Consider the following 24,824-nt stretch of genomic DNA (forward strand, 5'->3'; position numbering starts at 1 on the left):
CGCGGCCTGCACCGCCTGCGCTGCGCCCGATGCCGCCGGCGCGCCGGCCGCGTCCTTCACCCGCTCGGCGTCGCCGCGCTCGACGAGGCGGCTCGAGACGAGGTCCGCGGCCTGAACGGGCAGGGCGACGGGCAAAACGGCGGGCAGGACGGCGAGCGCCGCGGCGAGGAGGAGGGCGGTTCGCGGCATGGGGCACCTCTTTGCATCGGAACATCGAGGGCGCTAGATGGTTGAGGATGGCTTAAGGGCGCGATCGCGGAGGGGAAGGTGCGGGCATTGACGCTGGTGGCGGCGGTGGCGCTGGCCGGGTGCGTGGCACCCGGGGTGGCGCCGCCGGGGGTCGGAACGGTCCAGGCGGAGCGGAAGGCGAATGTCGCCGCGCCGCTGGCGCGGGGAGAGACGCAGCTCGTGGTGCGCACGCTGGCGGGGCCGGCAGGGTCGGCGGGCGGGCAGGAGGTCGCGGGGGCGGCCTGCGTGGCCGAGTCGGCCTATTTCCGTGCCGAGTTCGCGAGCCCGGCCCGGGTCCTCCTGCCCGACTTCGGGGAGAGCGCGCCGCCGGTGACGGTGACCTGCCGCTCGGGCACGGCGACGGGCAGCGCCGTCGCGGCGCCGCAGGCGGCCTGGCAGGGCGGGCTCGGCGGCTGGCCGGCGGGCGGGGTCTCGGTCGGCACCGGCACGAGTTCGGGCGTCGGCGTCGGCTTCGGCTGGTGGGGCGGCGGCGGGGTCGGCGCGGCCGGCGGCGTGCCGGTGGTGCGCTATCCCGAGCTGCGGATCGTGCTCGGCTGAGGCTCAGCCGTCGGTGCAGCTGTAGAAGCGGGTGGTGGTGGCGCCGGTGCAGCGGCCGTGCAGGTCGTAGACGCGGCAGGCCTCCTGCCAGCCGCTGAAGCGGCTGCCGCCGGGGTGGCCCCAGCCGCGGCACTGGCGCGAGGCGCGGGCCTCGGCCTCGCGCCAGTCGGCGGAGACCGGATTGTAGATGGTGCCGGTCGAGGCCATGGTCACGATGCCGTCGGCGCGGCTGTGGCCGGCCGGCACCGGCTTCACCCCGGGCGGGGTGCCGCCGCAGGCCGCCAGGAGGAGCAGGATGAGGACCGGGCGCATGGCGGGAGCGTGCGCCGCGGGGGCCGTTCCGGTCAACGAGAGCGTTACCAAGGGGTTAACGCCGGCGGCGGAGGCGGCATGGTCGAGTGCGGGTTGAGTGACGCTGGTTTGTCGGGATTGTCAATGGCTTGCGTCGCGTCCTTCTCCCGGTGTAGCGACCTGCGGGGCGCCGCGGCGCTTCAACGGGCTTGATTCGGCGGCGCGAGGGGCGCTTGATCGGCCGGCAGGCAAGAAGAACCTGGAGGGACAGGATGCGGGCGATGTGGATCGCGCTGGCGCTCGGGCTCGCGGGCTGCGGCGGGCAGGCCTACGACTGGCGGGCGATGGAGGGCGGCGGGGCCGGGCTGCCGGTCGTGACGATGCGCTCGGCGCCGGAGATGGTGGTGCCGCCGACGCGCGGGCCGCTGCGGACGCTCGCGGTCAGGACCTTCGTACCCGGCACCGAGGTGGACGGCTGGGACGAGGTGACGGGGGCGACCTGCCGGGTGGAGGGGGCGCCCTACTTCAGCGCCACCGTGCTCACGCCGGTGCGCCTGGCGCTGCCCGATCTCGGGCCGGACGCGCCGGCGCTGGTCGCCACCTGCGAGAAGGGCACGCTCAGGGGGCAGGCGGGGGTCGAGCCGGCCTTCAGCTGGCCGGAGGAGGGGCGGCCCTCGGCGCCGCAGCGGATCTGGTGGGGCGGCGGCTGGTGGTGGGGCTTCCAGAGGACCGGGCCGCTGCACTATCCCGACCTCGCCGTGTCGCTGCGCTGAGGGAGGGATGGCGATGCGTGTGCTGCTTCTTCCCGCCCTTCTCGCGCTCGCGGCCTGCGCCGGGAGCCCGGAGAGGGAGGCGCCGGCGGCGAGCCGGGCGCTCTATCCCAACGAGACGCCGGAGCTGCGGGCGCTGATCGAGGAATATTCCGCCGCCTACGGGGTGCCGGTCAGCCTGGTGCAGCGGGTTGTCATCCGCGAGAGCCGGCACGTGCCGGAGGCGCGCAACGGCCCCTACTACGGGCTGATGCAGATCCTGCCGCAGACGGCGGCGACCATGGGCTACCGCGGCGGGCCGACCGGGCTGCTCGATCCGGAGACGAACCTCCGCTACGGGGTGAAGTACCTGCGCGGGGCCTGGCTGGTCGCCGACGGCGACCAGGACGAGGCGGTCGGCTGGTACGCCAAGGGCTATTACTACGAGGCCAAGCGCAAGGGGCTGCTCGAGGAGACGGGGCTGAGGTAGGCCGCGCGCCTGGGCGCGGGGGCCTGCCGCCCGCGGTGTCCCCGGGCCCGCGCCAGGCGGCGGGACCCGGGGACGCTTCCCGGGGACGCTTCCCGGGGACGCTTCGAGGTCGGCGCTCCGCTACGCGAACGCGAAGTCGGGCGCGAGCACCGTGCTCGGGTCGGAGCGGAGCGCCTCGGCGAGCGCCCGCGTCTGCGGCAGGAGGCGGTCGACGTAGAAGCGCGCGAGCGCGGGCTTGCCGGCCTCGGCCCGCGTCGCCGCGTCGCCCGAGGCGGCGGAGGCCGCCGCCATGCGGACCCACATCCAGCCGAAGGCGACGAGCGCGAACAGCCGCAGGTAGTCGGTGGCGGCGGCGCCGGCTTCCGCCGGGGTGGCGCCGGCGAGGCGGTCGGTCGCGGCTTCGAGCAGGTCGAGCGCCTCGATGACCGGCGCGGCGAGCGCGGCGCCGGCGGCCGGCGCCGCCGCGTCGACCTCGGTCCGCACGAGGGTGAAGAACCGCCTGACCAGGGCGCCGCCGTCGAGGCCGAGCTTGCGGGTGACGAGGTCCATCGCCTGGACGCCGTTGGTGCCCTCGTAGATCTGGGCGATGCGGGCGTCGCGGACATACTGCTCCATGCCCCATTCGCGGATGTAGCCGTGCCCGCCGAAGACCTGCTGCGAGGCGACCGCGGTCTCGAAGCCGAAGTCGGTGAAGGCGGCCTTGATGACCGGGGTCAGCAGCGCGACCATCGCGTCGGCCTCGCGGTGGATCTCCGGGTTGGGGTGGCGGGCGGCGACGTCCATGCGGAGCGCCGTCCAGACCGCGAGCGCCCGGGCGGCCTCGATGTAGGCGCGCCCCGAGAGGAGCATCCGGCGCACGTCCGGGTGGGCGATGATCGGAACCGGTCCGGGGGTGCCGTCCGCGCCGGCGCCCTGGAGCCGGTCCTGCGCATAGGCGACCGCCTTCTGGCTGGCGATCTCGGCGACGCCGAGGCCCTGGACGCCGACCATCAGCCGCTCGGCGTTCATCATGGTGAACATGGCGTTGAGGCCGCGCCCGGGCTCGCCGACCAGCCAGCCGGTGGCGCCGTCGTAGTTCATCACGCAGGTCGGCTGGGCGTGGATGCCCATCTTGTGCTCGAGCGCGCCGACCGACATCGGGTTGCGCGCGCCGAGGCCGCCGTCGGCGTCGGGCAGGAACTTCGGGCAGAGGAAGAGGCTGATGCCCTTCACGCCCTTCGGCGCGTCGGGCAGGCGGGCGAGCACGAGGTGGATGACGTTGCCGCCGAAGTCGTGGTCGCCCGAGGAGATGAAGATCTTGGTGCCGGTGATCGCGAAGCTGCCGTCGCCGTTCGGGACGGCGCGGGTGGAGAGCAGGCCGAGGTCGGTTCCGGCCGAGGCCTCGGTCAGCGCCATCGCGCCGGTCCACTCGCCGGAGACCATCTTCGGCAGGTAGGCGGCCTTGAGCTCGGGGCTGGCGTGCCGCTCGATCGCCTCGACGGCGCCGCGGCTCAGGCCCGGGAACAGGCTGAACGAGAGGTTGGCCGAGCAGAGGATCTCGTCGAGGAGGATCTGGAGCACCCGCGGCAGGCCCTGGCCGCCGTACTCGGGATCGCCGGAGAGGCTGCACCAGCCGGCCTCGGCGAAGGCGCGGTAGGCGTCGGCCATGCCCTTGGCCGTCACGACGTCGCCGTCGACGAGCCGGCAGCCCTCCTCGTCGGCGGGGCGGTTCAGCGGCTCGAGCACGTCGCTCGCGAACTTGCCGGCTTCCTCGAGCACGGTGACGGCAAGCTCGGCGTTCACCTCGTCATAGCCGGGAAGTTCGGCCATGATCTGGTCGAAGTCGAAGACGCGCGTCAGCAGGAAGGCGACGTCGTCGATGGGGGCGGTATAGGCTGACATGGATTGGCCTCGTCGGGTCAGGGGTGAACGAGCTCGCCGGGGCGAGCGGGTGCGGGGGCCGGACGGTCGTCGCCGGCGAGGAAACGCTCGATCCGGGCGGCAGTGCCCGCCGGATCGGTCAGGATGAAGAGATGGCCGCAGGCGACGATCTCGAGGCGGGCGTCGGGCAGGCGATTGGCGAGGATGCGGCCGTTCGCCACCGGCACGATCGGGTCGTCGTCGCCCATCAGGATCAGGACCGGCAGCGTGAGGCGCGGCAGCCAGAGCCAGCTCGTCCAGCCGGCGCTGGCGAGCAGCTGGTAGAGATAGCCGCGGCGGCTGGTGGCGAGCATCGCCTGGGCGTGCTCGGCGAGGAGCGCCCGGTCGTAGCGCAGCAGGCCGCCGTAGAGGTCGGGACCGACCGTGAGCAGGTGCGCGGGGTCGGCGTAGCGGCGCGGCGTCGCGAGCTGCTTCAGCACCCGCGGGCTGCCGGGCACCATGACGAAGCCGGCGCAGGTGGCGGCCAGCGTCAGCGAGCGGCAGCGCGCGGGGAAGTCGTGGGCGAACTGCTGGGCCAGCGCGCCGCCCCAGGAGACGCCGAAGACGTCGACCTCCCCGATGCCGAGCGCGTCGAGCAGCCGCGCGGCCAGGCGGGTGAGCCAGGCGAAGCGGTAGGGCAGCGCCGGGGTCGGCGAGCCGCCGACCCCGGGGACGTCGAAGGTGACGACGCGGGTGTCGCGGAAGTGCGTCGCGAACGGCGCCACCGTCTCGAGGCTCGCGCCGATCCCGTTGAAGACGAGGAGCGTGCGCGAGGCGGACTCCGCCCCGTGGATGGCGACGCGGACGTCCTGTCCGGCGATGCGCAGGGTGCGGATATCGGTCTTCTGGTCCACCTCGGCGTCCTCCCCGTCAGGCCGCTGCGCGGACGTAGGTGCCGGGCGCGTCGGCCGATGGTCGGTGCCGGCGCGAGCCGACGGCCTTCGGCGCGGCGATCCGGTCGCCGCCGCGGGCGTCGAGCCAGCGGTGCCAGTGCGGCCACCAGCTCCCGGCGTGGGTCTCGGCGCCGGCGAGGAAGGCGTCGGGCGTCGCATGCTCGCCGTCGTTGCTCAGGAAGCGCGCCTTCGGGTTGCCGGGCGGGTTGATCAGCGACTGGACGTGGCCGGACTGGCTGAGCACGAAGGTCGAAGAGCCGCCGAGCCCGGCACGGGTCAGGTAGCAGCCGTCCCAGGGCGTGATGTGGTCGGTCTCGCCGCCCATCAGGTAGGCGTCGCAGCGGATGTCCTTCAGGCTGAGCGCGTGGCCGCAGATGGTCGGGCCGCCCTCGCCGGTGACGCCGCCGGTCTCGATCAGCTGCAGCATGTCGGAATGCAGCGCCGCGGGCAGGTTCGTGGTGTCGGCGTTCCAGTAGAGGAGGTCAAAGGCCGGCGGCGCCTCGCCGATCAGGTAGTTGTTGACCCAGTAGGACCAGATCAGGTCGTTCGGCCGCAGCCAGGCGAAGGCGCGCTCGAGGTCCTTGCCGGCGAGCACGCCCTTGGAGCGCGAGAGCATCCGCGCGAGCTCGAGCGTCTCGAAGCTGGCGAAGAGGCCCATGGAGGTGTCCTGCGCGCCCGAGACGTCGAGGATCGCGACGAAGAGCGACAGCGACCCCGCCCGCTCGACGCCCCGCGCGCCCCAGAGCGCGGCGAGGAGTGCCGCGGTGATGCCGCCCGAGCAGGCGCCGACGAGGTTGAGGTCGGGCGATCCGGAGATGTCGCAGGCGACCGCGGTCGCGCGGTCGAGCGCCTCGACGTAGCTCTCGAGGGTCCAGTGCGCCTCGGACTCGGTCGGGTTCTTCCAGCTGACGATGAAGACCTGGTGGCCCTCGGCGACGAGCGCCTCGACGATCGAGCGGCCGGGGGCGAGGTCCCAGATGTAGAACTTGTTGATCTGCGGCGGCACGATGAACACCGGGCGCGCGCGCACCTCGGCCGTCGTGGGCGCGTACTGGATCAGCTCGAGATGGTCCTCGGCGTAGACGACGCGGCCGGGGGTGAGCGCGAGGTCGCTGCCGACCTCGAACTTCGACTTGTCGACCATCGACGGCAGGCCGCCGTTCGCGGTCATGTCGCTCAGGAACTGCCGCATCCCGACGACGAGGTTGCGGCCGCCCTGCTCGAGCGTCACCTTCATCGCCGCCGGGTTGGTGAGGAGCGCGTTGGTCGGCGCCAGCGCGTCGGTGACGAGGTCGGTCGCGATCCGCACCCGCAGCTTGTCGCGCGCCGTGACGTCGAGGCCGTCGACCCAGCCGGAGACCGCGTTCGACCATGCGAGGTAGGACTGCATCAGGGCGTTGTAGCCGGGGTTCGACGTCCAGACCGGGTCGCGGAAGCGCTTGTCGCCCTTGGCCGGCTGGAGGGTGCCGCGGCCGGTCAGGCTTTCGAGCGTCTGCTGGCTGGCACGCAGCGCGTGCGCGACGGCGGTCTGCGGCCGGGCGAGGGCGCTGGCGGCCAGACCGACCATCGACAGCGCCAGGTCGGCGGCATTCTCCACGCGTTTGGCGGACATGTTTCCTCTCCTTCTTTTCCGTTATCCGACGACGAGGGCGAGCACCTCGCCCACCACCGCCGGCTTGTCGGCGCCCGCGACCCGCGCCGCCGCCTCGAGGCGGAGGAGCTGCCGGCCGGCGCCCTTGTCCTCGACCTCGGCGAGGCGGAAGCCGCAGGCGACCGCCGCGCCGGCCGGGACCGGCGCGAGGAAGCGGACCTTGTCGAGGCCGTAGTTGATGACCCCCTTGGCGTCGGCGGGCACGATGCCCGCCTCGGTGATCGCCGCCGCCATCAGCGACAGCGTGAGGAAACCGTGCGCGACCGGCCCGCCGAACGGGCTCTCGGCGCGGGCGCGCTCGACGTCGACGTGGATCCACTGGTGGTCGCCGGTCACCTCGGCGAAGCCGTCGATCCGCGGCTGGCCGACCGTGACCGGGGCCGAGGCCCCGAAGTCGTGGCCGACGAAGTCGCGAAGCGTCGCGGTGCTGTAGCCTGCGGGTGCGGGCATCTCTCCCTCCTCAGGCCTGGGTGCGCAGTTCGCGCCGCAGGATCTTGCCGACGTTGGACTTCGGCAGCGCGTCGATGAAGACGATCTGCTTCGGCACCTTGTAGCCGGCGAGCTCCTTGCGGCAGTGCGCGATCACGTCCGCCTCGCTGACGGTCGCGCCCGGCGTCTTCACGGCGTAGACGCGCACCGCCTCGCCGCTCTTCTCGTCGGGGACGCCGATGCAGGCGCATTCGGCGATCCCCGCGCAGGCGGTGACGGTCGCCTCGACCTCGTTCGGATAGACGTTGAAGCCCGAGACCAGGATCATGTCCTTCTTGCGGTCGACGATCTTGACGAAGCCGTCCTCGGTGAAGACGCCGATGTCGCCGGTGCGGAAGTAGCCGTAGTCGGTGAAGGCGGCGGCGTTGGCCTGCTCGTTGTTCCAGTAGCCCTGCATCACCTGCGGCCCGCGGGCGCAGATCTCGCCGGCCTCGCCCTCGGCGACCGGGCGGCCCTCGTCGTCGAGGAGCGCGATGTCGGTCGAGGGCAGCGGCAGCCCGCAGGCGCCGGAGAACTCAGCCCCGGCGATCGGGTTCAGGCAGAGGATCGGCGAGGTCTCGGAGAGGCCGTAGCCCTCCTTGATGTGGTGGCCGGTCAGCGCCTTCCACTTCTCGGAGGTCGCCGGGATCACGGCGGAGCCGCCGCCGATGGCGATCTTGTAGTTGGAGAGGTCGATCTCGCCGAAGCGGGGATGCGCGCTCAGCCCCTGGAACAGGGTGTTGACCGCCGGCAGCACCGAGAATTTCGCGTCCTTGATCGCGTCGATGAAGCCGTCCATGTCGCGCGGGTTCGGGATCAGGATGCTGCGCGCCCCGACGCTGGCGTAGGCGAGCATCATCATCAGCCCGAAGATGTGGTAGAGCGGCAGGGCGAGGACCAGGGCCTCGCGGCCGGGCTCTGTCGCCTCGGGCAGGAACGCCTTGAACTGCTCGGTGTTGGCGACGAGGTTGCGGTGGGAGAGCACCGCACCCTTGGAGAGGCCGGTGGTGCCGCCGGTATACTGGAAGAAGAGGATGTCGGTGCCCTCGAGCGCCACCGGCTCGAACGGCAGGTCGCGGCCCTCGGCGAGGACGTCGGCGAAGCGCACCGTGTCGGCGAGGCGGCCGTCGACGGCCGGCGAGGGGATCGGCAGGCCGATGCCGTCGCCGAGGTCGACGGTGATCGCGGTCGTGACCGGCGTCTCGTCGATGATCTCCGCGAGCGTGGGCGTCGAGCCGCCGAAGATGATGATCGTCTTGGCGCCGGCGTCGTTCAGCTGATGCGCAAGCTCGCGCGGCGTGTAGAGCGGGTTGACGTTCACCTGCGCCGCGCCGGCCCGGACGATGCCGAGCATGGCGATCGGGAAGGCGAAGACGTTCGGGCACATCAGCGCGATGCGGTCGCCCCGCCGGACCCCGAGCCGGGTCTGCAGCCAGGCGGCGACCGCGGTCGCCGCGGCGTCGATCTCGGCGTATGTCATCGTGCGGCCGAAGCACTCGAAGGCCGGCTGGTCGCCGAAGGCGGCAACGGCCTTGTCGAAGAGAGCGACGACGGACGGATAGGCGTCGGCGTCGATCTGCGCCGGAATGCTGGCGCCGTGGATGGGCTTGTTCATGTCTTCCTCCCGGTTCAGGGTCAGCTGCTGGTTGCGGCCCCGCCCGCGCGGCGGGGCCAGGTGTCTCATTCGGCCTTGTCGCGCCGGAGGAGGTCCGCGATCGGCGCGACCACCTCCTCGGTGCGGTAGCGGGCGATATCGACGAACTCCTTGGCGTGGGTCGCCGACATCTCGAGGCGGTTCTGGGCGTAGGCGGCCTGCAGCTCGGCGAGCTCGCGCAGGGAGCCGGCCCGGATCGAGGTGCGCAGGTGCTCGCCCGTTTCGCGCAGCGTCTCCCCGCCGATCTCGCCGAGCGTGCGGCCGAGCTCGAACAGGCCGGCGACATAGGCCTTGCCGCCCGCCTGGACGGCGCCGCCGATGCCGGCGGCGATCTCGCGGGTCCGCTCGAGGCGGGTGCGCTCGGCCGTGCCGTCGGCGTCGATCGTGTCGATGGTCGTGGTCATTCGCTTCTCCATGGGTGTGTGGGGCGGTTGCCGTCAGAACGGCGCGGTGATCGTGAGGCCGACGCCGAGCGCGTAGTTGTCGGAGAACTCGGCGCTGGCGAAGGGCCCCTTGATGTCGGAGTCGCCGAGCCAGCGATACTCAACGCCGCCGGCGATCTTGATGCCCTTGTCGGTGGTGTAGCTCCCGCCGACACCGAGGCCGAAGGCACCGTCGGTCGGGTTGAGCGGCCCGAGCGTCTTGTTGATGCTCGGCTCGTAGAGTGCCTGCACCGCGCCGCTCCAGTGTTCGGTCAGCTGCCTGCCGACGCCGAGCTTGTAGGTCCAGATGTTATAGTCCTTCGAGGCGAGGATCGCGTCGAAATTCTCGGCGAGCCCGGGGGCCCGCACCTGCCAGCCCTCGTAGTTCGTCCACCGGGCCGACCCGAACAGCAGGGTCTTCGGCGCGATGCCGGTCTGGAAGTCGAGGTTGACCGACCGCGGCATCTCGATGTCGGTCTCGCCGTCGAAGACCATGCCGCCGACGGCATCGGGGAAGGTCTCGGTCGAGTCGAGGCTGAAGTCGATCGCGGACCCGTAGGTCAGCGCGATGAGCAGCGCCTTCTCCGGGATCGTGTAGGCCGCGCCGATGACATAGCCGAGCCCCCAGTCGTCGTCGCCCTGGAAGCTGTAGCCCGACAGCGGCCCGTAGGCCGCGCCCACCGTCGCGGCGTCGCCGCCGAAGCGCGCGACCCGCGGCCCGCCGTAGACGCTGAAGTTCTTGTTCAGCTTGTACCGGGCCAGCACGGTGCCCTCCACCGAGTGGAAGTCGGCGAACGTGCCGCCGAAGGCGAAGTTGGACGGGGCGTAGGCCAGGTCGGCGCCGTAGGGCTCGTCGATGATGAAGGCCACCGACCACTTGTCGTTGAGGTCCTTCTTGATGCCGCCGCCGTAGCGCAGGAAGTCCTCGGCGGAGTCGTCGCTCCGGGTTCCGAAGGAGTCGACGCCGGTGACGGTGGGGATGCCGTAGGCGAGTTCGAGCTGGACGACGTCGCCTTTCTCGAAGAGCAGCGTCACGGGCTGGCCGGATTTTTCGAGACCGCCGGCCTGGACGGCCAGGGGTGCGGCGAGCAGGCACGTCGAGGCGAGGAGTGCGGTTCTCATTGTGGTTTCCTGAGGTTGAGGGGCTTGGTGGCCGCGATCAGAGGGCGAAGTGGACGACGGCGATTGCCGCGCCGAGGAGGAAGAGGGTTTCGGCGACGACCAGGATCAGGTGGCGGGGGCCGAGGTCGACCATCGCCTTGAGCGAGGTGCGGATGCCGAGGGCGGCGATCGCCACGGTCAGCAGCCACGTCGAAAGGGTCGAGGCGTTGCTCTGCACCACGGCGGGGACGAGGCCGGTGCTGTTCAGCAGCACGCAGACCACGAAGCCGATGAGGAAGAGCGGCAGCCCTACGCGCTTGCCCTCGCCCTTGCCGATGACGAGCGTGATCGCGAGGAGGACGATCGGCAGCATCGCGACGCGCTCGAGCTTGACGAGGGTGGCGAGGTTGCCGGCGACGTCGCTGACCGCGTAGCCCGCGCCGACGACCTGGGCGACGTCGTGGATCGTCGCGCCGATCAGGAAGCCGGTCTGGGCGTCGTCGAAGCCGAGGAGCGCGGTCACGATCGGGTAGGTGATCATCGCGATGGTCGAGAGCGTGGTGACCGCCATCACGGTGAAGAGCGTGTCCTTCTCGAGCTCGGTCCGCCGCGGCAGCACCGCCGAGATGGCGAGCGCGGCCGAGGCGCCGCAGATCGCCACCGCGCCGCCGGTCAGCAGTCCGAAGCGCCAGTGCCGGCCGACGAGCGGCGCGAAGAGGATGCCGAAGGCGATCGTCGCGACGAGGAGGCCTGCGACCGCGACGACCGAGCCGGCGCCGAGCGAGGCGATCTCCGACAGGCTGAGGCGGAAGCCGAGCAGGGCGACGCCGGTGCGCAGCAGCGTCTTCGAGGCGAACTCGATGCCGGGGGCGCAGCGCTCGTCGGTGGAGAGGAAGTTGAAGGCGATGCCGAAGAGCAGCGCGAAGAGCATCGCCGGCGCGCTGTAGTGGTCGGCGAAGAAGCGCGCGGCGGCGGCGACGGCGAGGGCGAGCAGCACGCCGCGGTAGGACGTCTTGCAGATCCATACCGCGCGGCCGATGAGGCCGGAAGGGGCCGGCGTGTCCGGCCCGGCGTCGACGGCGGGTGCTGCCTCGAGCGCAAGCGAAGTGTTGGCCATGATCGGTGTTTCCTCCAGCTGATGCGCCACTTGGCGTCTATGGGCTTCGGGATAGCGGCGGGGGTGGTTGCCCGTCCCCCCACCCGTAGGGGGGGCTCCCCTCGCAAGGGGGGGAAACGAAGACGGGGGGTCGAAGCTTCGTCCAGGGCGCCGACGGCCAGCTCGTTGGTGCCCATCAAGAGGAAACGGCACCAGACGCACTTCGGCGCCCGGTGCCGGCTTCAGAGCGGTTACGGGTGCGTCTCGGCCAGCCCGGCCCGGTGGGCCGCGCCCTGCATTCCGGTAGGGAATCTAGACCGCCGGGCGGAGGGGTGGCTCGGCCGCTTCCGGCTCCACGGCCGGCGTCGGTGGCCGCAGCCCGCGCAGCTCGGCCGGAACGGCAAACTGCTCGTCGGAGCGCATGTGGTCCACGAACTCCCGGACGCATCCGCCGCACCGGGGCGCCTTGCCGAGTGCGCGGTAGACCTTGCCCGGCGTGATGACGGCGCGTGGGTCGGACGTTCGAATCGCGGCGATGGCCTCGCTGATGTCGCTGTCGGTAACGCCAGAGCAGAAGCAGATGATCATCGGTGAGGCCTCTCGGTCTATGTGGCAAGCGGGTGCCAGCGACTGGAGCGCCGAGCCGTGCTTTTCGCCGTGCTCACAGCGCTTCCTTGATTGTGGCGCCCGTGGCGGATCGGTCGGAGATAGCGACGGAGGGCTTCCCCGCGTCCGGCCACCCGTGGAGGGTGGCCTCCGTTTCCAGCCGCGGGGAGAGGAATGCGCGCGGCCCGCCTTCGGGGAGGACGGGCCGCGGTCTCGAGATTCGGTCCGGTCAGTGCGCCGGCGCGACTCCGGTCGGGGCGGGCGCCGGGACGAGCGTCTTCTCGCGCCATTCGGCCGCCGCGGCGCGGGTCGTGGCGTAGGTCGCGAAGCCGCTGCGGAAAATCAGCACGCCAATCGTCCCGGCGGTCACGCAGGTGATGACGATGGCGAGGCCGACCTTCGACGGGTCGCGCAGCACGTAGTCGGTGAGCAGTCCGACCGCCACCGGGCCGAAGCCGGCGCCGATGATGTTCAGGGTGCCGGTATAGAGCGCGGCAACCTGTCCCCGCATCGGCGCGGGCGCGGTGTCCTGGATGATCGAGGGACCGACGCCGAGCAGCGAGAAGGAGAAGGACGCCGCCAGGGTCAGGAAGACGATCGTGAGCACGGGGTTCCCGGCGTACACCATCCCGGTGCTGGTGATCGCCATGCCGGCGCAGCAGAGCGCACCGACGCGCAGGTTCGCATGCGCTATCCCCTTGCGCCGCCAGAAGTCGGCGAGGCCGGTGGCGGTGAGCACGCCGACCGGGCCGGCGATCGTGATGATGACGCCGAGCGCCTTGCCGATCTGCGGATAGGTCCAGCCGAGCTCGCGGACGAAGTAGGTCGGGGTCCAGCCGGCCCAGGCATAGATGGTCAGGGTGTAGAAGCCGACGCCGAGCAAGGCCGCGGTGAAGCATGTGCGGTGGGCCTTGAGGTAGGCGACGGTCTCCGCGACCGGCACGCCCTGCGTCGGGGTGCCGCGGGCGGCGCCGGCCAGGCGCGGTTCCGGCACGGCCAGCATCAGCAGCGCGATGAACACGCCGGGCAGGCCGACCGCGACGAAGGTCGCCTGCCGGGGCAGGAGCTCGCCCAGCACCGGCAGCACGGCCGGGGAAGCCGTGAACACCCCGAGCAGCAGGCCGCCGGCGAGCAGGCCGATGCCGGCACCCAGCGGGCCGCCGGCGCCGAAGACGCCCATGGCGCGGCCGCGCTTGTCGGCCGAGAAGACGTCGGCGAGCAGCGACACCGCGCCGGGGATCAGCACCGCCTCGCCGACGGCGACGCCGGTGCGCGCCACGAGCAGGTGCCAGAAGTCGGTCGCCAGGCCGCTGGCGGCGGTGGCCAGGCTCCAGAGCGCGATGCCGACCGCAATGATGACCCGGCGGTTGCCGCGGTCGATCAGGCGCGAGATCGGCAGGCCCATGATCGCGTAGAAGGCCGCGAAGGTGAAGCCGTGCAGGAGGCCCATCATCGTGTCGTTGACGCCGAGCGACTTCTGGATCGGCCCGACCAGCAGGGTCAGGATCTGCCGGTCCATGATCGAGAAGATGTAGGCGAGGAGCAGCACGCCGACGGCGTACCAGGCCCGTCCGGGGGGCGTGAACGTGGGAGAGGTCGTGTCGGTTCGGTTCATGTCAGAGTTTCCTACGAATGCGGTGTGTCGACAAGCCGGCGGCGCGCCGGAGTGCGCTCCGGCACCCGCCGCGGACGTTCGGCAGTGAGGTTGGAAGTCGGGAGACGGGCCGCGCGGGCGGCCCGGACGGGCGCCGGCGGTTCAGGTGTCGGGGCGCCCCTCGGCCGGGCCCGCCATGCGGCGGATCGCGGCGAGCGTCGGGCAGGCGCGCTGCATTGCGACCGGGCAGGTCACTTCCTTGCCTTCGATCGCTGCGCAGACCGCCGCCAGGCGCGCGCAGGGCGGAAGCAGGATCGGGGCGGCGGTGATCGCGAGTGTCATGGCGTTTCCTCCGTCGTGTCGCTCGTGTCGCTCTTCGGCGTCTGTGCCCCGATCCTAGAGAGCCGCCCCGTCGCCCGTCCCCCCACCCGAAGGGGGGGAGAAGGGGGGTGGGGCTCCGCGAAGCTCGGCGCGCTCGGCCGGGACTGCCGGGGCGCCGCGGCGCGTCGCGAAGCGGGTCGACCGGGGCCGGCTCAGACCGGCCGGTCGCCGATGATCCCGGCGCGCTCGAGGTTGCGCACCGCCGGCCAGAAGTCCTGCACGGCGTAGTGCTGGGTCGCGCGGTTGTCCCAGATCGCGACGCTGTTCTTCCGCAGCCGCCAGCGCACCTGGTACTCGGGAACGTAGGCCTGGCTGACGAGGTAGTTCAGCAGCTGGCTTGCCCCCGGCGCGAAGTCCTGCCCGAAGCGGACGTTGGCCGGCGTGTGGAAGTTGGTGAAGTGGGTGGTGAAGGCGTTGACGAAGAGCACCTTCTCCCCGGTCTCGGGGTGGGTGCGGACGACGGGGTGCTCGGGGTCCGGGTACTGGGCCTTGAGCGCGAGGCGCTTCTCGATCGGCATCGCCGCCCCGAAGGTCGCCTCGATGCTGTGGCGGGCGCGCAGGCCGTCGATCTGCGCCTTCACATGCTCCGGCAGCCGCTCGTAGGCGAGCGCCATGTTGACCCAGATCATGTCGCCGCCGACCGCCGGCGCCTCGGTGCAGCGCAGCACCGCGCCGAACTGCGGGCATTCCCGCCAGGTCGTGTCACAATGGTAGGCGTTCTCGTACTGCTCGGCCCGCGACTCGGGGCCCTTGTGGATCAGGACGAGGCCCGGGTGGTCGGGGTCGCTGCCGACGACCGGATGGTCCTCGAGCGGCCCGAAGCGGCGGGCGAAGGCGACGTGCTCGGCGCGGGTGAAGTCCTGGTCGTTCAGGAACAGGACCTTGTGCTTGAGCAGCAGCGCGTGGATCTCGGCGAAGAGATCCGCGTCGTGCGCCGCTTCGCCGAGGTCGAGGTCGACGAGCTCGGCGCCGATGGCGCAGGTGAGCGGCTCGACCTTGATCGAGCCGCTCCGCCCGCCGCGCCGCCTGACGGCGGGGGCGGAAAGGCCGGCGGCGAGGGTATCCTGGGTCATGATTGCATCTCCATGCATGAGGGGGGCGGGGTAGGCAGGGGCGTTCAGGCGGCGGCGGACGCGGCCGAGGCGGCGGGCATCGGCGACGAAGCGGGTCGGCTCGCCGCACGTGTCGGCCGGCGCAATCCGCGCAGCTCGGCCGGGACGTCGAGTTGGTCGTTGCTGCGCATCTGCGCCACGAACAGCCGGATGCATCCGCCGCAGTCCGCCTGCTTGCCGAGCGCGCGGTAGATCTTTCCCGGCGTGATGAGGGTGAGCGGGTCCGAGGCCCGCATCCAGGCGATGGCGTCGCGGATGTCGCGGTCGCTCACGCCGGTGCACGAACAGACGATCATTGCCGCACACCGGCAGCGATGACCGCCGCGAGGCTGGTGTTCGTGTTGGCGGAGGTCATTTCGCTGTTCCCCTGTGTCTTCCGTGGCTTCTTCGCGAGGCTACCCGGGGAGCGGTGCCTCGCGCGCCCCCCCTTCCGAGGGGGGGCGCGGCCGGAGGGTGGGGGGTGGGGGCGTCCGGGCCATCGCCCAGCGCGCGCGGCCGGACGTTGGGAAGGCTGGATTCGCCGTCGACGATGGCACGGCGCACGCTCGGCAGGCCGGCACCCTCGCGCTCCAGGTGCGCGAGCAGTCCCTGCCAGATCAGCGGGCGGGCGGCGATGACGGTGACGCCTTCGCGGTCGACGAGCCGGTGCAGCGAGCGTCCGTCGAGCCAGGGGCCGGGAAGGACCAGCCGCGCGCCGACCGCGAGCGCCGCATGGACGAGGTCGCGGCCGTCGCGGTGGAACAGCGGAACGGCGGCGAGGACGATGTCCTCCCGCCGCAGGTCGGCCTCCGGGGCGGCGGCAGAGATGAAGCTCGGGGTCTCCGTGATCGGGTCGGCCGCCTCGCGCCGGCAGGCGACCAGATCCTCGTAGCAGAGCAGGTTCGGGATCGCTCCCGGCCCCGGCATGTCGGCGCGGTCGGTCATCGCGATGAAGGTCCGCACCGAGGCGAGCCGCGGGCCGATCTCCTCGACGAGCGGCATGAAGGTGAGGTCGAAGAAGAGCGCGCGTGCCCCGGCCGCGTCGGCGGCCCGGACGATCTCGTCCGGGTGCCCGCGCGGATCGAGCGGCACGAAGCGCAGCCCGGCGGCGTCGGCCGCGGCGGCGAGCTCGAGGTGGCGGTGGCCGTTCCAGGCCAGCGTCGCCACGGCGTCATCCCGGGACAGGCCGGCGGTGGCGAACGCGCCGGCCACCCGCCGCGCCCGTGCCGCCAGCTCGGCCAGCGTTGCGCGATGCAGGTCGCCTTCCACCCGGCGGGAGACGACGTCGCCCCCCGGGTTTTGCCTGTCTTGCACCAGCGCGTTCATGTTGGATCTCCTGTCAGGGTTGGAGGACCGTCGCCCCGACCGTGCGGCGCGACTCGAGCGCCCGGTGCGCTTCGGCCGCGTCGGCGAGGGCGAAGGTCTGGCTCGGCTCGCTCGCGATCTTGCCGGCGAGCACCCAGTCGAAGACCTCCCGCGCCATGTCGAGCATGTGCGACCGGGGCGTGGCGTAGTGGATCATCGCCGGGCGGGTCAGCCAGATCGAGCCCTTCATCGCGAGCAGCGTCGTGTCGATGACGACCGGCCCCGACGAGGTGCCGTTGCTGACGAGCACGCCGCGCGGCTGCAGGCTGTCGAGCGAGGCCATCAGCGTGTCCTTGCCGACCGAGTCGTAGACGACCGGCACGCCCTTGCCGTCGGTGATCTCGCGCACCCGCTTGGCGATGTCCTCGCGCGAGGTGACGATGACGTGGGCGCAGCCGTTGGCGCGGGCGACCTCGGCCTTCTCGTCGGTGCTGACGGTGCCGATCATGGTGACGCCGAGCGCGCGGGCGAGCTGGCAGGCGATCAGCCCGACGCCGCCGGCGGCCGCGTGGTAGAGGATCGTCTCGCCGGCCTCGAGCGGCCGGACCTGGCGGAACAGGTACTGGGCGGTCATGCCCTTCATCATCAGCGTTGCGGCGGTGCTGTCGCGGACCCCGTCGGGGATCGGGATCAGCACGTCGGCCGGCATCACGCGGACGTCGGAATAGGCCCCCTGCGGCCCGAGGAGATAGCCGACCCGGTCGCCCGGGCGGATGTCGGTGACGCCGGGGCCGACCGCCTCGACGACGCCGACGGCGTCGGAGCCGAGGCCGTTCGGCAGCGGCATCGGATAGCGGCCGGTGCGGAAATAGACGTCGATGAAGTTGACCGCGACATAGGTGTGCCGGACCCGCGCCTCTCCCGGCCCGGGCTCGCCGACCTCGACCTGCTCCAGCCGGAGAACTTCGGGGCCGCCGATCTCGTGGATGCGAATGGCGTAGGACATGGCTTTCCTCCCTTGGGGGCCGGGCGGTCAGGCGACCGTGGCGTCTCCGGCTTCGAGTTGCAAGATCAGGCCCTCGGCCATCGGCCATTCGCCGAAGCCCGAGGCGGGGTTGAGGTGGCCGACCGCGCCGAGGTCGACGAGGCGGGAACCCCAGTCGCCGGCGAGGGCGGCGACGCGGTCGAAGTCCCCGAGCGGGTCGTTGCGGCTGGCCGCGACGATGCTCGGGAAGGGCAGCGGCCGGCGCGGGACCGGCAGCCAGCCGCCGGCCTCGAGCGCGGCGATGGTCGGATAGCCCTCCGGCATCGGCCGCTCGAAGTCCGGCGGGGTGGCGAGGAGCGCGCCGAGGACGGGACGGCGGGTGTGCTGCGCCCAGTGCGCGACCATCACCACGCCGCCGCTGTGCGCGACGACGACGAGCGGTCCCTCGACCGCCTGCGCCTCCCGCTCGATGGCGGCGCAGCGGGCCGCGCAGTCGAGGTCGTCGCGGCCCATCGGCGGCACGGCGCGGACCCTGGGCAGCCGCGCGCCGAGCACTGTCTGCCAGTGCTCGGCGACGTGGTCGCGAAGGCCCGGGACGATCAGGACGGTTGCCCCGGACATCCCTGCCTCACTCGGCCGCGTGCAGCAGGCCGCGCTGGCCGGGCTGGCGGTTCGGCGCGAAGCCGTTGCGGGCCAGCGTCTCGTCGGCCGACTTGTAGAACTCGCCGATCCGGTAGATGCGGCGCGCCTCCTTGCCGTTCGCGATGTCGCGGCCGAACTCGTCGGCGATCTTCACGATCTGCTCGATCTGGCTGACGGTGCCGAACTTCGCGGTGCGGCGCTGGTTCCAGATGTTGTCCTCGATGCCGACGCGGACGTGCAGGCCCATCGCCATCGCCATCATGTTCATCGGCAGCACGTTCAGCATCGACGATTCGAGGGTCAGCACCGCGCCGTCCGGCGTGCCCCGGACGAAGTTCGCGAGGTTGTAGATGTTCGGCGCGTCGAAGCCGCCACCGATCGCGACCCAGGTCAGGATCAGCGGCACGTTGCAGACGCCGCGGCGCATCATCCGCTCGACGGTCTCGAGCTGGGTGATGTTGGCGAGCTGGAAGTGGGTCTGGATACCCTTCTCCGACAGGCGACGGATGTGCTCCTCGACCCACTCCGGCCCGGCCGGAACCGTCATCTCGCGGTAGGCCTGGTAAAGCGCCGGGTCGGCGAGCGTGGTGCCGCGGATGTCGGCCTCGTTCATCTGCTCGACGATGTTCATCTGGTTGGTGTTGATCGCGATCGTCACCTGGTCCGGGGTCGGGGTCAGCTCGGCGAGCATGTGCCGGGTGTCGTCCGACAGCCACTTCGCCTCGGCGCCGTCGCCCTCGGGGGCGAAGGAGATCGAGCCGCCCACCTGCAGGATCATGTCCGGCACCGCGTCGCGGATGCGGGCCAGCGCCTCGTTGAACATCGACAGCCGCTTCGAGCCCTTGCCGTCGAGTTCGCGGACGTGCAGGTGCAGCACCGTCGCGCCGGCGTTGTAGCAGTCGACCGCCTTCTGGACGTGCTCGTCCATGCTGAGCGGGATGTCCTCGGGGAAGTCCTCGGGTCCCCACTCCGGGCCGTAGGGCGCCGCGGTGATCACCAGTTTCTCCTGGTTCTCAGGGAAGTTCGCGCCATCCATGAAATTCATGGTCTTTTCCTTTCGGTGTCTGGTTTTGCAGGTGGAGGGTTAGGCCAATCAGTAGGGCACGTCGCCGACGATGCCCGCCCGCTCCATCTTCCGGTGGCAGGGCGGATAGTCCATCACCGCATAGTGCTGCGTGGACCGGTTGTCCCAGAAGGCGACGCTGTTCGGCTTCCACCGCCAGCGCACCTGGAACTCGGGCACGAAGGCCTGGCTGACGAGATAGTTGAGGAGCTCGCTGGCGCCCGGGGAATAGTCCTGCCCGAAGCGCACGTTGGCCGGCGTGTGGAAGTTGGTGAAGTGGGTGGTGAAGGCGTTGACGAAGAGCACCTTCTCCCCGGTCTCGGGGTGGGTGCGGACGACGGGGTGCTCGGGGTCCGGGTACTGGGCCTTGAGCGCGAGGCGCTTCTCGATCGGCATCGCCGCCCCGAAGGTCGCCTCGATGCTGTGGCGGGCGCGCAGGCCGTCGATCTGGGTCTTCACATGCTCCGGCAGCCGATCGTAGGCCGCGGCCATGTTGACCCACATCGTGTCGCCGCCGACCTCGGGGCATTCGACGCAGCGCAGCACGCAGCCGAAGGGCGGCCGCTCGCGCCAGGTGGCGTCGCTGTGCCAGGCGTTCTCGTAGCGGTCGTTCGGCGAGTCGGGCGACTTGTAGATCCGCACCAGGCCCGGGTTCTCCGGGTCGCTGCCGGCGACCGGGTGATCCTCGAGCTCGCCGAAATAGCGGGCGAAGGCGACGTGGTCGGCGCGGCTGATGTCCTGGTCGCGGAAGAAGATCACCTTGTGCTCGAGCAGCAGCGCCCGGAGCTCGGCCATGACGTCGGCGTCGTGCCGGGCCTCGCCGATGTTCACGTTCAGGATCTCGGCGCCGATCGTGCAGGTCAGCGGCTCGACCTTGATTGCCGAGAGCCGTGCGGTGCCGGAGACCTGGGCGGGTGCGCCCGGCTTCGAGGGTGCCTCGGTAACTGAAGTCATCTTTTCTCCTCCTGCCGCCGGTCTCGACCCGCTGGCATTCATCGCCCCGTCAGCCGGCTGGCGTGGAGGTTGTAGCGAGTCGCCGCGGCGGCGGTCCCCCCCCTCGAAGGGGGGGATGCGCCCCGGGGAGGTCAGCCGGCCGGCGCCAGGATGCCCATGAGTCGCGCCCGCGAGACCACCTGCTTGCGGGTTCCCGCGCTCAGCTTCGCGAAAAGGTTCTTCACGTGCCATTTGACGGTATCCTCGTGGATGTTCATCGTCAGGCCGATTTCCTTGTTCGACAGGCTTCGGGCGAGCAGCACGAGCACCTCGCGCTCCTTCGGCGTCAGCGCGGACGAGTGGGCGACGAGGTCGAGGTCGTCCCGGGTCGACGCCGCGGCCGCCGGCGGCGCATTGCGCGGCTCCGGCGCGATTCCGGCCGCGTCGGCGGCGCGCGCCGCGATGCGTCCGATCCGGTCGCCGAGCGCGGGATGGGCGGCCTCGAACACCCGCGCCAGGCCGTAGACGTTTGCGAGCTCGACCGCCTCCTGCGCCAGCTCGCTCGCGTCCTCGCCGGCGTTGTGCAGGACGAGCGCGCGAAACCCCAGCGTCTCGACGTTGAGGCGCTGCCGCTTCGCCGCCCTGGCCGCGGCATTCGCGCGCTCGAACGGCGCGCGGGCCCCCTTCCAGTCCCGCGCCGCGATGGCGGCGCAGCCGTGCGCCACGTCGCGGTAGATCTCGACGCTCTCGAGCCAGCGCGGCCCGCGCAGCGGAGCCTCGGCGGCGACGAGCGCGTCGATGCGCGCCACCAGCGCGCGGCAGCTCTCCACCCGGTAGTGCCGTGCGTGCAGCATCACCTGCTCGGAGAGGCTGGAGATGCGGAGCCGCGGCAGGCCGCGGAGCTCGCCGACCGCGTAGAGCCCCTCGAGCACCTCGAGCGCCCGCGCCTCGCTCGTCTCCTCCGCGATGAGGGCGAGCGTCCGGAAGGCGAGGATGACCGCATCGGGCAGGGCGCTCCGCTCGAGCACGTCGAGCCGGTTCGCGAGCGTCAGCTCCGCCTCGCGCGGCGCGCCGCGAACCCAGAGCGCCGCCGCGAGCAGCGCCGCCAGCATGCAGGAGAAGGAGCTGCGCCGGCCGAGATCGGCATCCGCCTGCAGCAGCGCCGGCCGCAGGATGCGCTCGGCGAGCAGGATCTGCCCCTCCCACAGGTAGGTGAGGCCGACGATGAGGTCGCTCCATCCGGCGAGGTAGGCCGGAGGCGGGGCGTCGGGATCGCCTCTCGGCGCGCGCTGCTGCCGCAGGCGCGCCAGCGCGGGCTCGCCGTCGATCAGCGCCCGGAAGGCCGAGCGGTTGGCGTGGATCCGCAGCAGCCAGGGGTCGGTCAGCGGCGGATCGACGGCCCAGGGATCGTGCAGCGCCGCGAACCGGTCGGGATCGTCGGCGAAGACCGCCGCCCCGGCGCGGACCAGCGCGCACTCGCAGCGGATCTCGTCGTCGATGTCGTCGCGCGCCAGCACGCGCGCCACCAGCCGCTCCGCCGCCTCGTGCCGCTCGCTGATGGCGAGCGACCAGGCGGCGGCGAGCAGCAGCCGCGGCCGGCAGTCCGACTCGGTGCTCGGGATGATGCTGAACCATTCCTGGACGTCGTCGAGGCGCCCGTGCGCCATCACCGAGTCGTAGAGGCTCCGCTCCGCCAGCTCGCAGGCCCAGTCCTGCCGCCCCGCCGCCAAGGCATGCCGCGCCGCGATGGCGGGAAGCCCGTTGGCCGACAGCCACTCGGCGGCCCGGGCGTGGACGGCCGCCTGCTCCTCGGGCGCGAGCTCGCCGAACCGCTTCTTCAGCGCGTCGCGCGCGAGGGCATGCAGCCGCACCCAGTCGCTCTGCTCGCCGGCCACGAGGACCGGCGTCGTGCACGCGATGCGCCGAAGGCGCTCGGCGGCGTCCGGGGCGCCGGCAACTGTGGCCGCCAGCGCCGGGCTGAAGCCGTCGACGATCGACACGCGCTCCAGGAAGGCGCGATCGGCGGGGTCGAGATTGGCCAGGAGCAGGCTCGAGAACCGCTGGTGCAACTCGCCCTTCTGCCGCAGCAGCGACTGCGCCGCGGCGCGCGGGTCGCGATCGGCGGCCATCACCGCGACGACCATCTGGAGGCCGAGGGGCCAGCCGTCGGCCATCTCGTGCAGCCGGACCGCGATGCCGGGGTCGAAATCCGCGCCGAACCGCTGCCGGACCAGCGCGATCGCTTCGTCGACCTCGAAGCGCAGGTCCGAGGCGCCGACGGTCGCGCAGTCCCCGTAGGCGACGAGATCGTCGAGCCCCGCCGGAGTCGCGCCCTGCATCCCGATCAGGACCCGCACGTTCGGCGGCAGGTTTCGCAGCAGGTAGGCGAGCGCCTCGAAGGTGGCGGGCGACAGGCGGTTGGCCTCGTCGAGCACGAGCACGATGTCGAGCGCCGACTGCGTGATCTCAGCGAGCCATTCCGTAATGCCCTCCAGCGGGTCCGCCGGCGGCGAAGCCAGCAGCGCCTGGCCGAACGTGGGTCGGCAGGCGGCGCCGCGGAAGGCCACGACCAGGCTCCGCAGGAGCCGGCCCGGATCGTCGCCGGGGCTCGCCGTCAGCCAGAGGACGATCGCGCCGTTGCCGAGCGCCTCGCGGCGCCACTGCGCGAGAAGCGAGGTCTTGCCGTAGCCCGGCGGCGCCTGGATCACGATCGCGTGAGCGTCGCGGAAACGGCCCGAACCGAGCGCGAGCCGCGGCCGGCTCAACAGGTCGCGCTGGATTCTGGGCGGCGTCGCCCTGAGCAGAAGTTCCGCCGGCGCCGTCTCGCCTGACGGGCTCCCGACCTCCGCGAGTTGGGTGGTCTCCATCGTGTTTGAACCGACGCGCCTTCGGATGGGATATCTCGCCGTCGGCGACAGGATCGCCGATCTCCGGCCGGCATTCCAGCGTGATGTGGCCCGCTCCTCCACGGCCACGTCGAACGGGTCGGCGCCTCCGGGACCGGGCGGCCGCCGCCAGGGCTTTTCGATGGCGCCGAAGCGGCCCGTTCGGGCCGGCCGGCGGTTTGCGGTGCCGGGCCGGCCGGGCTAGCCTGGGGGTTGTTTCGCGGGTGGCGAGGAGGGCGGCGACGATGAAGAACCCCTGGATGAGCCTCTGGCTCAGTGCGGCGAACCGGGCGGCCAACCGGGCGGCGGGCACCGCGCGGGGCCTGTGGCTGGCCGAGGCGCGGCGGCAGCAGCGGGCGCTCGCCCGCGAGATGGCCAAGCCGGCGCGGCCGCGGCGCAAGCCGGCGCCGAAGCGGGGCAAGTGAGCCCCCGGCCGAGCCGGGTTCGCGTGGGTTGGAGGAGACGGAGATGGACGACGAGAAGTTCAACATGTCGACGCGCAAGTACCTGAAGCAGGTGGGCGTGACCTCGCAGCAGGCGATCGAGCGGCACGTCCGCGAGCATGGCGACACCTCGGGGCGGCTGAAGGTCCGCACCGTGCTGACGATCGAGGGGCACGGCATGGAGCATGTGGTCGAGGGCGAGATCGACCTCGGGTAGCCGGTCAGGGCAGCAGCACGGCGGCGCCGGTCAGGCGCCCCGCGCGCAGGCGGTCGAGCGCCTCGTTCGCCGCGGCGAGCGGGAAGGTCTCGACCGCGCAGCGGACCGGGACGGTCGGGGCGAGGGCGAGGAAGTCGACCGCGTCCCGGCGGGTGAGGTTCGCGACCGAGCGCAGGACACGCTCCTCCCAGAGCAGGCGGTAGGGGAAGGCGGGGATGTCGCTCATGTGGATGCCGCCGCAGACGACGGTGCCGCCCTTGCGGGTGGCGGCGAGGGCGGCGGGGACGAGGGCGCCGACCGGGGCGAAGAGGATGGCGGCGTCGAGCGGCTCGGGCGGGACCTCGTCGGAGCCGCCGGCCCAGGCGGCGCCGAGGCTCAGGGCGAAGGCCTGGGCGGCGGTGTCGCCGGGGCGGGTGAAGGCGTGCACGCGCCGGCCCTGGGACCGGGCGACCTGGGCGACGATGTGGGCGGCGGCGCCGAAGCCGTAGATGCCGAGGGCCTCCGCCGCGCCGGCCATGACGAGGCTGCGGTGGCCGATGAGGCCGGCGCAGAGCAGGGGGGCGGCCTCGGCGTCGGTGTAGCCGTCGGGGATCGGGAAGCAGTAGCGGGCGTCGGCCGTGGCGTACTCGGCATAGCCGCCGTCGCGGGTGTAGCCGGTGAAGCCGGGGGCGTCGCAGAGATTCTCCTGCCCGTTCAGGCAGTAACGGCAGGTTCCGCAGGTGTGGCCGAGCCAGGGGATGCCGATACGCAGGCCCTCCGCGAGGCCCTTGACGCCCCGTCCGGTGGCGGCGACGCGGCCGACAATCTCGTGGCCGGGGACGATGCCGGGCGGGACGCCGGGGAGCTCGCGGTCGACGACGTGCAGGTCGGTGCGGCAGACGCCGCAGGCGGCGACCCTGACCAGGACCTCGCCGGGGCCGGGCTCGGGGACCGCTCGCTCGACCGGGTCGACCCGGCCGGGGTGGGTGGTCGCCATGGCCCGCATCTCGCCCTCCGCGCCTGCTGGATGGGGCATGATACGGCGTTTTCGCCGGATTCGGGAATGGCGGGTCGCAAGGGATTGGAACGGCGGGGAAATGGGCGGTATGGAAGGCGTATGGAAAGCGGCTGGAAAGCGTATTGCGACTATTCTTGTCGGGAATGGAGGATCGGGCGGTGAAGAACCCCTGGATGAGCCTG

General features: G+C 72.0%; 28 protein-coding genes. 6 read left to right on the top strand and 22 right to left on the bottom strand.

Annotated features, from left to right (window positions below):
• Window positions 1–189 (bottom strand): hypothetical protein (locus Q0112_RS16850; RefSeq protein WP_297977149.1); only part of this gene is annotated, 189 nt, incomplete at its 3' end.
• Window positions 190–267: 78 nt separating this feature from the next.
• On the opposite strand from Q0112_RS16850, the gene Q0112_RS16855 reads away from it, so the two are divergent.
• A complete protein-coding gene (locus Q0112_RS16855; RefSeq protein WP_297977150.1) occupies window positions 268–786 on the top strand; it encodes a hypothetical protein in 519 nt (172 codons plus the stop codon).
• 3 nt (window positions 787–789) lie between these two features.
• On the opposite strand, the gene yecR is transcribed toward Q0112_RS16855, so the two are convergent.
• A complete protein-coding gene (gene yecR, locus Q0112_RS16860; RefSeq protein ID WP_297977151.1) occupies window positions 790–1,098 on the bottom strand; it encodes a YecR family lipoprotein in 309 nt (102 codons plus the stop codon).
• 251 nt (window positions 1,099–1,349) lie between these two features.
• Here yecR and Q0112_RS16865 point away from each other — a divergent pair, with 251 nt between their 5' ends.
• Together Q0112_RS16865 and Q0112_RS16870 are read left to right on the top strand one after the other, a co-directional pair.
• Window positions 1,350–1,850 (top strand): hypothetical protein, encoded by a 501-nt coding sequence (locus Q0112_RS16865; RefSeq protein ID WP_297977152.1) that lies wholly within the window; start codon window positions 1,350–1,352, stop codon window positions 1,848–1,850.
• Between the two features lie 13 nt (window positions 1,851–1,863).
• Window positions 1,864–2,316 (top strand): lytic transglycosylase domain-containing protein, encoded by a 453-nt coding sequence (locus tag Q0112_RS16870; protein ID WP_297977153.1) that lies wholly within the window; start codon window positions 1,864–1,866, stop codon window positions 2,314–2,316.
• 120 nt (window positions 2,317–2,436) lie between these two features.
• Here the strand turns inward: Q0112_RS16870 and Q0112_RS16875 are convergent, their stop codons facing one another.
• The 19 genes from Q0112_RS16875 to Q0112_RS16965 all read right to left on the bottom strand — a co-directional run bounded on the left by Q0112_RS16875 (window position 2,437) and on the right by Q0112_RS16965 (window position 22,967).
• Entirely contained in the window at window positions 2,437–4,197 is a 1,761-nt protein-coding gene (locus tag Q0112_RS16875) for an acyl-CoA dehydrogenase (RefSeq protein WP_297977154.1), read from the bottom strand.
• A 17-nt stretch (window positions 4,198–4,214) separates the two neighbouring features.
• On the bottom strand, window positions 4,215–5,069 hold the full coding sequence (gene phaZ / locus Q0112_RS16880) for a poly(3-hydroxyalkanoate) depolymerase (protein WP_297977155.1): 855 nt from the start codon (window positions 5,067–5,069) through the stop codon (window positions 4,215–4,217).
• A 16-nt stretch (window positions 5,070–5,085) separates the two neighbouring features.
• The gene (locus Q0112_RS16885; protein WP_297977156.1) at window positions 5,086–6,720 is read right to left on the bottom strand and encodes an alpha/beta fold hydrolase; all 1,635 of its coding nucleotides are present in this window, start codon (window positions 6,718–6,720) and stop codon (window positions 5,086–5,088) included.
• A 21-nt stretch (window positions 6,721–6,741) separates the two neighbouring features.
• On the bottom strand, window positions 6,742–7,209 hold the full coding sequence (locus Q0112_RS16890; RefSeq protein ID WP_297977157.1) for a MaoC family dehydratase: 468 nt from the start codon (window positions 7,207–7,209) through the stop codon (window positions 6,742–6,744).
• A 10-nt stretch (window positions 7,210–7,219) separates the two neighbouring features.
• On the bottom strand, window positions 7,220–8,842 hold the full coding sequence (locus Q0112_RS16895; protein WP_297977158.1) for an AMP-binding protein: 1,623 nt from the start codon (window positions 8,840–8,842) through the stop codon (window positions 7,220–7,222).
• A gap of 65 nt (window positions 8,843–8,907) precedes the next feature.
• Window positions 8,908–9,285 carry a phasin family protein gene (locus Q0112_RS16900; protein ID WP_297977160.1) on the bottom strand — a complete coding sequence of 126 codons (378 nt, stop codon included), beginning with the start codon at window positions 9,283–9,285 and terminating at the stop codon, window positions 8,908–8,910.
• 33 nt (window positions 9,286–9,318) lie between these two features.
• Window positions 9,319–10,425 carry an OmpP1/FadL family transporter gene (locus Q0112_RS16905; protein ID WP_297977162.1) on the bottom strand — a complete coding sequence of 369 codons (1,107 nt, stop codon included), beginning with the start codon at window positions 10,423–10,425 and terminating at the stop codon, window positions 9,319–9,321.
• A gap of 37 nt (window positions 10,426–10,462) precedes the next feature.
• Window positions 10,463–11,521 carry a putative sulfate exporter family transporter gene (locus Q0112_RS16910; protein WP_297977164.1) on the bottom strand — a complete coding sequence of 353 codons (1,059 nt, stop codon included), beginning with the start codon at window positions 11,519–11,521 and terminating at the stop codon, window positions 10,463–10,465.
• Window positions 11,522–11,812: 291 nt separating this feature from the next.
• Window positions 11,813–12,088 (bottom strand): (2Fe-2S)-binding protein, encoded by a 276-nt coding sequence (locus Q0112_RS16915; RefSeq protein WP_297977165.1) that lies wholly within the window; start codon window positions 12,086–12,088, stop codon window positions 11,813–11,815.
• A 247-nt stretch (window positions 12,089–12,335) separates the two neighbouring features.
• Window positions 12,336–13,721 carry an MFS transporter gene (locus Q0112_RS16920; RefSeq protein WP_297977166.1) on the bottom strand — a complete coding sequence of 462 codons (1,386 nt, stop codon included), beginning with the start codon at window positions 13,719–13,721 and terminating at the stop codon, window positions 12,336–12,338.
• A gap of 141 nt (window positions 13,722–13,862) precedes the next feature.
• Window positions 13,863–14,042: a hypothetical protein gene (locus Q0112_RS16925; RefSeq protein WP_297977167.1), complete on the bottom strand. Its 180-nt coding sequence runs from the start codon at window positions 14,040–14,042 to the stop codon at window positions 13,863–13,865.
• Window positions 14,043–14,233: 191 nt separating this feature from the next.
• The gene (locus Q0112_RS16930) at window positions 14,234–15,154 is read right to left on the bottom strand and encodes a TauD/TfdA family dioxygenase (RefSeq protein WP_297977169.1); all 921 of its coding nucleotides are present in this window, start codon (window positions 15,152–15,154) and stop codon (window positions 14,234–14,236) included.
• Window positions 15,155–15,198: 44 nt separating this feature from the next.
• A complete protein-coding gene (locus tag Q0112_RS16935) occupies window positions 15,199–15,489 on the bottom strand; it encodes a bacterioferritin-associated ferredoxin (protein ID WP_297977171.1) in 291 nt (96 codons plus the stop codon).
• 55 nt (window positions 15,490–15,544) lie between these two features.
• On the bottom strand, window positions 15,545–16,498 hold the full coding sequence (locus tag Q0112_RS16940) for an AMP-binding protein (protein WP_297977173.1): 954 nt from the start codon (window positions 16,496–16,498) through the stop codon (window positions 15,545–15,547).
• 13 nt (window positions 16,499–16,511) lie between these two features.
• Window positions 16,512–17,483, bottom strand: a complete 972-nt coding sequence (locus tag Q0112_RS16945; protein WP_297977175.1) for a quinone oxidoreductase — start codon at window positions 17,481–17,483, stop codon at window positions 16,512–16,514.
• A 27-nt stretch (window positions 17,484–17,510) separates the two neighbouring features.
• Window positions 17,511–18,083 carry an alpha/beta hydrolase gene (locus tag Q0112_RS16950; protein ID WP_297977176.1) on the bottom strand — a complete coding sequence of 191 codons (573 nt, stop codon included), beginning with the start codon at window positions 18,081–18,083 and terminating at the stop codon, window positions 17,511–17,513.
• 7 nt (window positions 18,084–18,090) lie between these two features.
• Complete coding sequence (locus Q0112_RS16955; protein ID WP_297977178.1) at window positions 18,091–19,149, bottom strand: 3-keto-5-aminohexanoate cleavage protein; 1,059 nt, start codon at window positions 19,147–19,149, stop codon at window positions 18,091–18,093.
• A gap of 48 nt (window positions 19,150–19,197) precedes the next feature.
• Window positions 19,198–20,121, bottom strand: a complete 924-nt coding sequence (locus Q0112_RS16960; RefSeq protein WP_297977180.1) for a TauD/TfdA family dioxygenase — start codon at window positions 20,119–20,121, stop codon at window positions 19,198–19,200.
• A 131-nt stretch (window positions 20,122–20,252) separates the two neighbouring features.
• Window positions 20,253–22,967 carry a LuxR C-terminal-related transcriptional regulator gene (locus tag Q0112_RS16965; protein ID WP_297977182.1) on the bottom strand — a complete coding sequence of 905 codons (2,715 nt, stop codon included), beginning with the start codon at window positions 22,965–22,967 and terminating at the stop codon, window positions 20,253–20,255.
• 263 nt (window positions 22,968–23,230) lie between these two features.
• Here Q0112_RS16965 and Q0112_RS16970 point away from each other — a divergent pair, with 263 nt between their 5' ends.
• A complete protein-coding gene (locus tag Q0112_RS16970; protein WP_297977183.1) occupies window positions 23,231–23,410 on the top strand; it encodes a hypothetical protein in 180 nt (59 codons plus the stop codon).
• A gap of 43 nt (window positions 23,411–23,453) precedes the next feature.
• Window positions 23,454–23,645: a DUF6494 family protein gene (locus tag Q0112_RS16975; protein ID WP_297977185.1), complete on the top strand. Its 192-nt coding sequence runs from the start codon at window positions 23,454–23,456 to the stop codon at window positions 23,643–23,645.
• Window positions 23,646–23,649: 4 nt separating this feature from the next.
• Here Q0112_RS16975 and Q0112_RS16980 read toward each other — a convergent pair whose 3' ends face one another.
• Window positions 23,650–24,630: a zinc-dependent alcohol dehydrogenase family protein gene (locus Q0112_RS16980; protein ID WP_297977187.1), complete on the bottom strand. Its 981-nt coding sequence runs from the start codon at window positions 24,628–24,630 to the stop codon at window positions 23,650–23,652.
• On the opposite strand from Q0112_RS16980, the gene Q0112_RS16985 reads away from it, so the two are divergent.
• Window positions 24,620–24,824, top strand: a 205-nt coding sequence (locus tag Q0112_RS16985) for a hypothetical protein (protein ID WP_297977188.1), incomplete at its 3' end; no start/stop codon positions are given. The genes Q0112_RS16980 and Q0112_RS16985 overlap by 11 nt on opposite strands.

Source organism: uncultured Amaricoccus sp. (assembly GCF_937858865.1).
GTDB lineage: Bacteria > Pseudomonadota > Alphaproteobacteria > Rhodobacterales > Rhodobacteraceae > Amaricoccus.

Coding starts and splice junctions, on each gene's coding strand:
- yecR (WP_297977151.1), bottom strand. CDS start 1,098: ATGCGCCCGGTCCTCATCCTGCTCCTCCTGGCGGCCTGCGGCGGCACC.
- Q0112_RS16865 (WP_297977152.1), top strand. CDS start 1,350: ATGCGGGCGATGTGGATCGCGCTGGCGCTCGGGCTCGCGGGCTGCGGC.
- Q0112_RS16870 (WP_297977153.1), top strand. CDS start 1,864: ATGCGTGTGCTGCTTCTTCCCGCCCTTCTCGCGCTCGCGGCCTGCGCC.
- Q0112_RS16875 (WP_297977154.1), bottom strand. CDS start 4,197: ATGTCAGCCTATACCGCCCCCATCGACGACGTCGCCTTCCTGCTGACG.
- Q0112_RS16885 (WP_297977156.1), bottom strand. CDS start 6,720: ATGTCCGCCAAACGCGTGGAGAATGCCGCCGACCTGGCGCTGTCGATG.
- Q0112_RS16890 (WP_297977157.1), bottom strand. CDS start 7,209: ATGCCCGCACCCGCAGGCTACAGCACCGCGACGCTTCGCGACTTCGTC.
- Q0112_RS16895 (WP_297977158.1), bottom strand. CDS start 8,842: ATGAACAAGCCCATCCACGGCGCCAGCATTCCGGCGCAGATCGACGCC.
- Q0112_RS16900 (WP_297977160.1), bottom strand. CDS start 9,285: ATGACCACGACCATCGACACGATCGACGCCGACGGCACGGCCGAGCGC.
- Q0112_RS16905 (WP_297977162.1), bottom strand. CDS start 10,425: ATGAGAACCGCACTCCTCGCCTCGACGTGCCTGCTCGCCGCACCCCTG.
- Q0112_RS16910 (WP_297977164.1), bottom strand. CDS start 11,521: ATGGCCAACACTTCGCTTGCGCTCGAGGCAGCACCCGCCGTCGACGCC.
- Q0112_RS16915 (WP_297977165.1), bottom strand. CDS start 12,088: ATGATCATCTGCTTCTGCTCTGGCGTTACCGACAGCGACATCAGCGAG.
- Q0112_RS16920 (WP_297977166.1), bottom strand. CDS start 13,721: ATGAACCGAACCGACACGACCTCTCCCACGTTCACGCCCCCCGGACGG.
- Q0112_RS16925 (WP_297977167.1), bottom strand. CDS start 14,042: ATGACACTCGCGATCACCGCCGCCCCGATCCTGCTTCCGCCCTGCGCG.
- Q0112_RS16930 (WP_297977169.1), bottom strand. CDS start 15,154: ATGACCCAGGATACCCTCGCCGCCGGCCTTTCCGCCCCCGCCGTCAGG.
- Q0112_RS16935 (WP_297977171.1), bottom strand. CDS start 15,489: ATGATCGTCTGTTCGTGCACCGGCGTGAGCGACCGCGACATCCGCGAC.
- Q0112_RS16940 (WP_297977173.1), bottom strand. CDS start 16,498: ATGAACGCGCTGGTGCAAGACAGGCAAAACCCGGGGGGCGACGTCGTC.
- Q0112_RS16945 (WP_297977175.1), bottom strand. CDS start 17,483: ATGTCCTACGCCATTCGCATCCACGAGATCGGCGGCCCCGAAGTTCTC.
- Q0112_RS16950 (WP_297977176.1), bottom strand. CDS start 18,083: ATGTCCGGGGCAACCGTCCTGATCGTCCCGGGCCTTCGCGACCACGTC.
- Q0112_RS16955 (WP_297977178.1), bottom strand. CDS start 19,149: ATGAATTTCATGGATGGCGCGAACTTCCCTGAGAACCAGGAGAAACTG.
- Q0112_RS16960 (WP_297977180.1), bottom strand. CDS start 20,121: ATGACTTCAGTTACCGAGGCACCCTCGAAGCCGGGCGCACCCGCCCAG.
- Q0112_RS16965 (WP_297977182.1), bottom strand. CDS start 22,967: ATGGAGACCACCCAACTCGCGGAGGTCGGGAGCCCGTCAGGCGAGACG.
- Q0112_RS16970 (WP_297977183.1), top strand. CDS start 23,231: ATGAAGAACCCCTGGATGAGCCTCTGGCTCAGTGCGGCGAACCGGGCG.
- Q0112_RS16975 (WP_297977185.1), top strand. CDS start 23,454: ATGGACGACGAGAAGTTCAACATGTCGACGCGCAAGTACCTGAAGCAG.
- Q0112_RS16980 (WP_297977187.1), bottom strand. CDS start 24,630: ATGCGGGCCATGGCGACCACCCACCCCGGCCGGGTCGACCCGGTCGAG.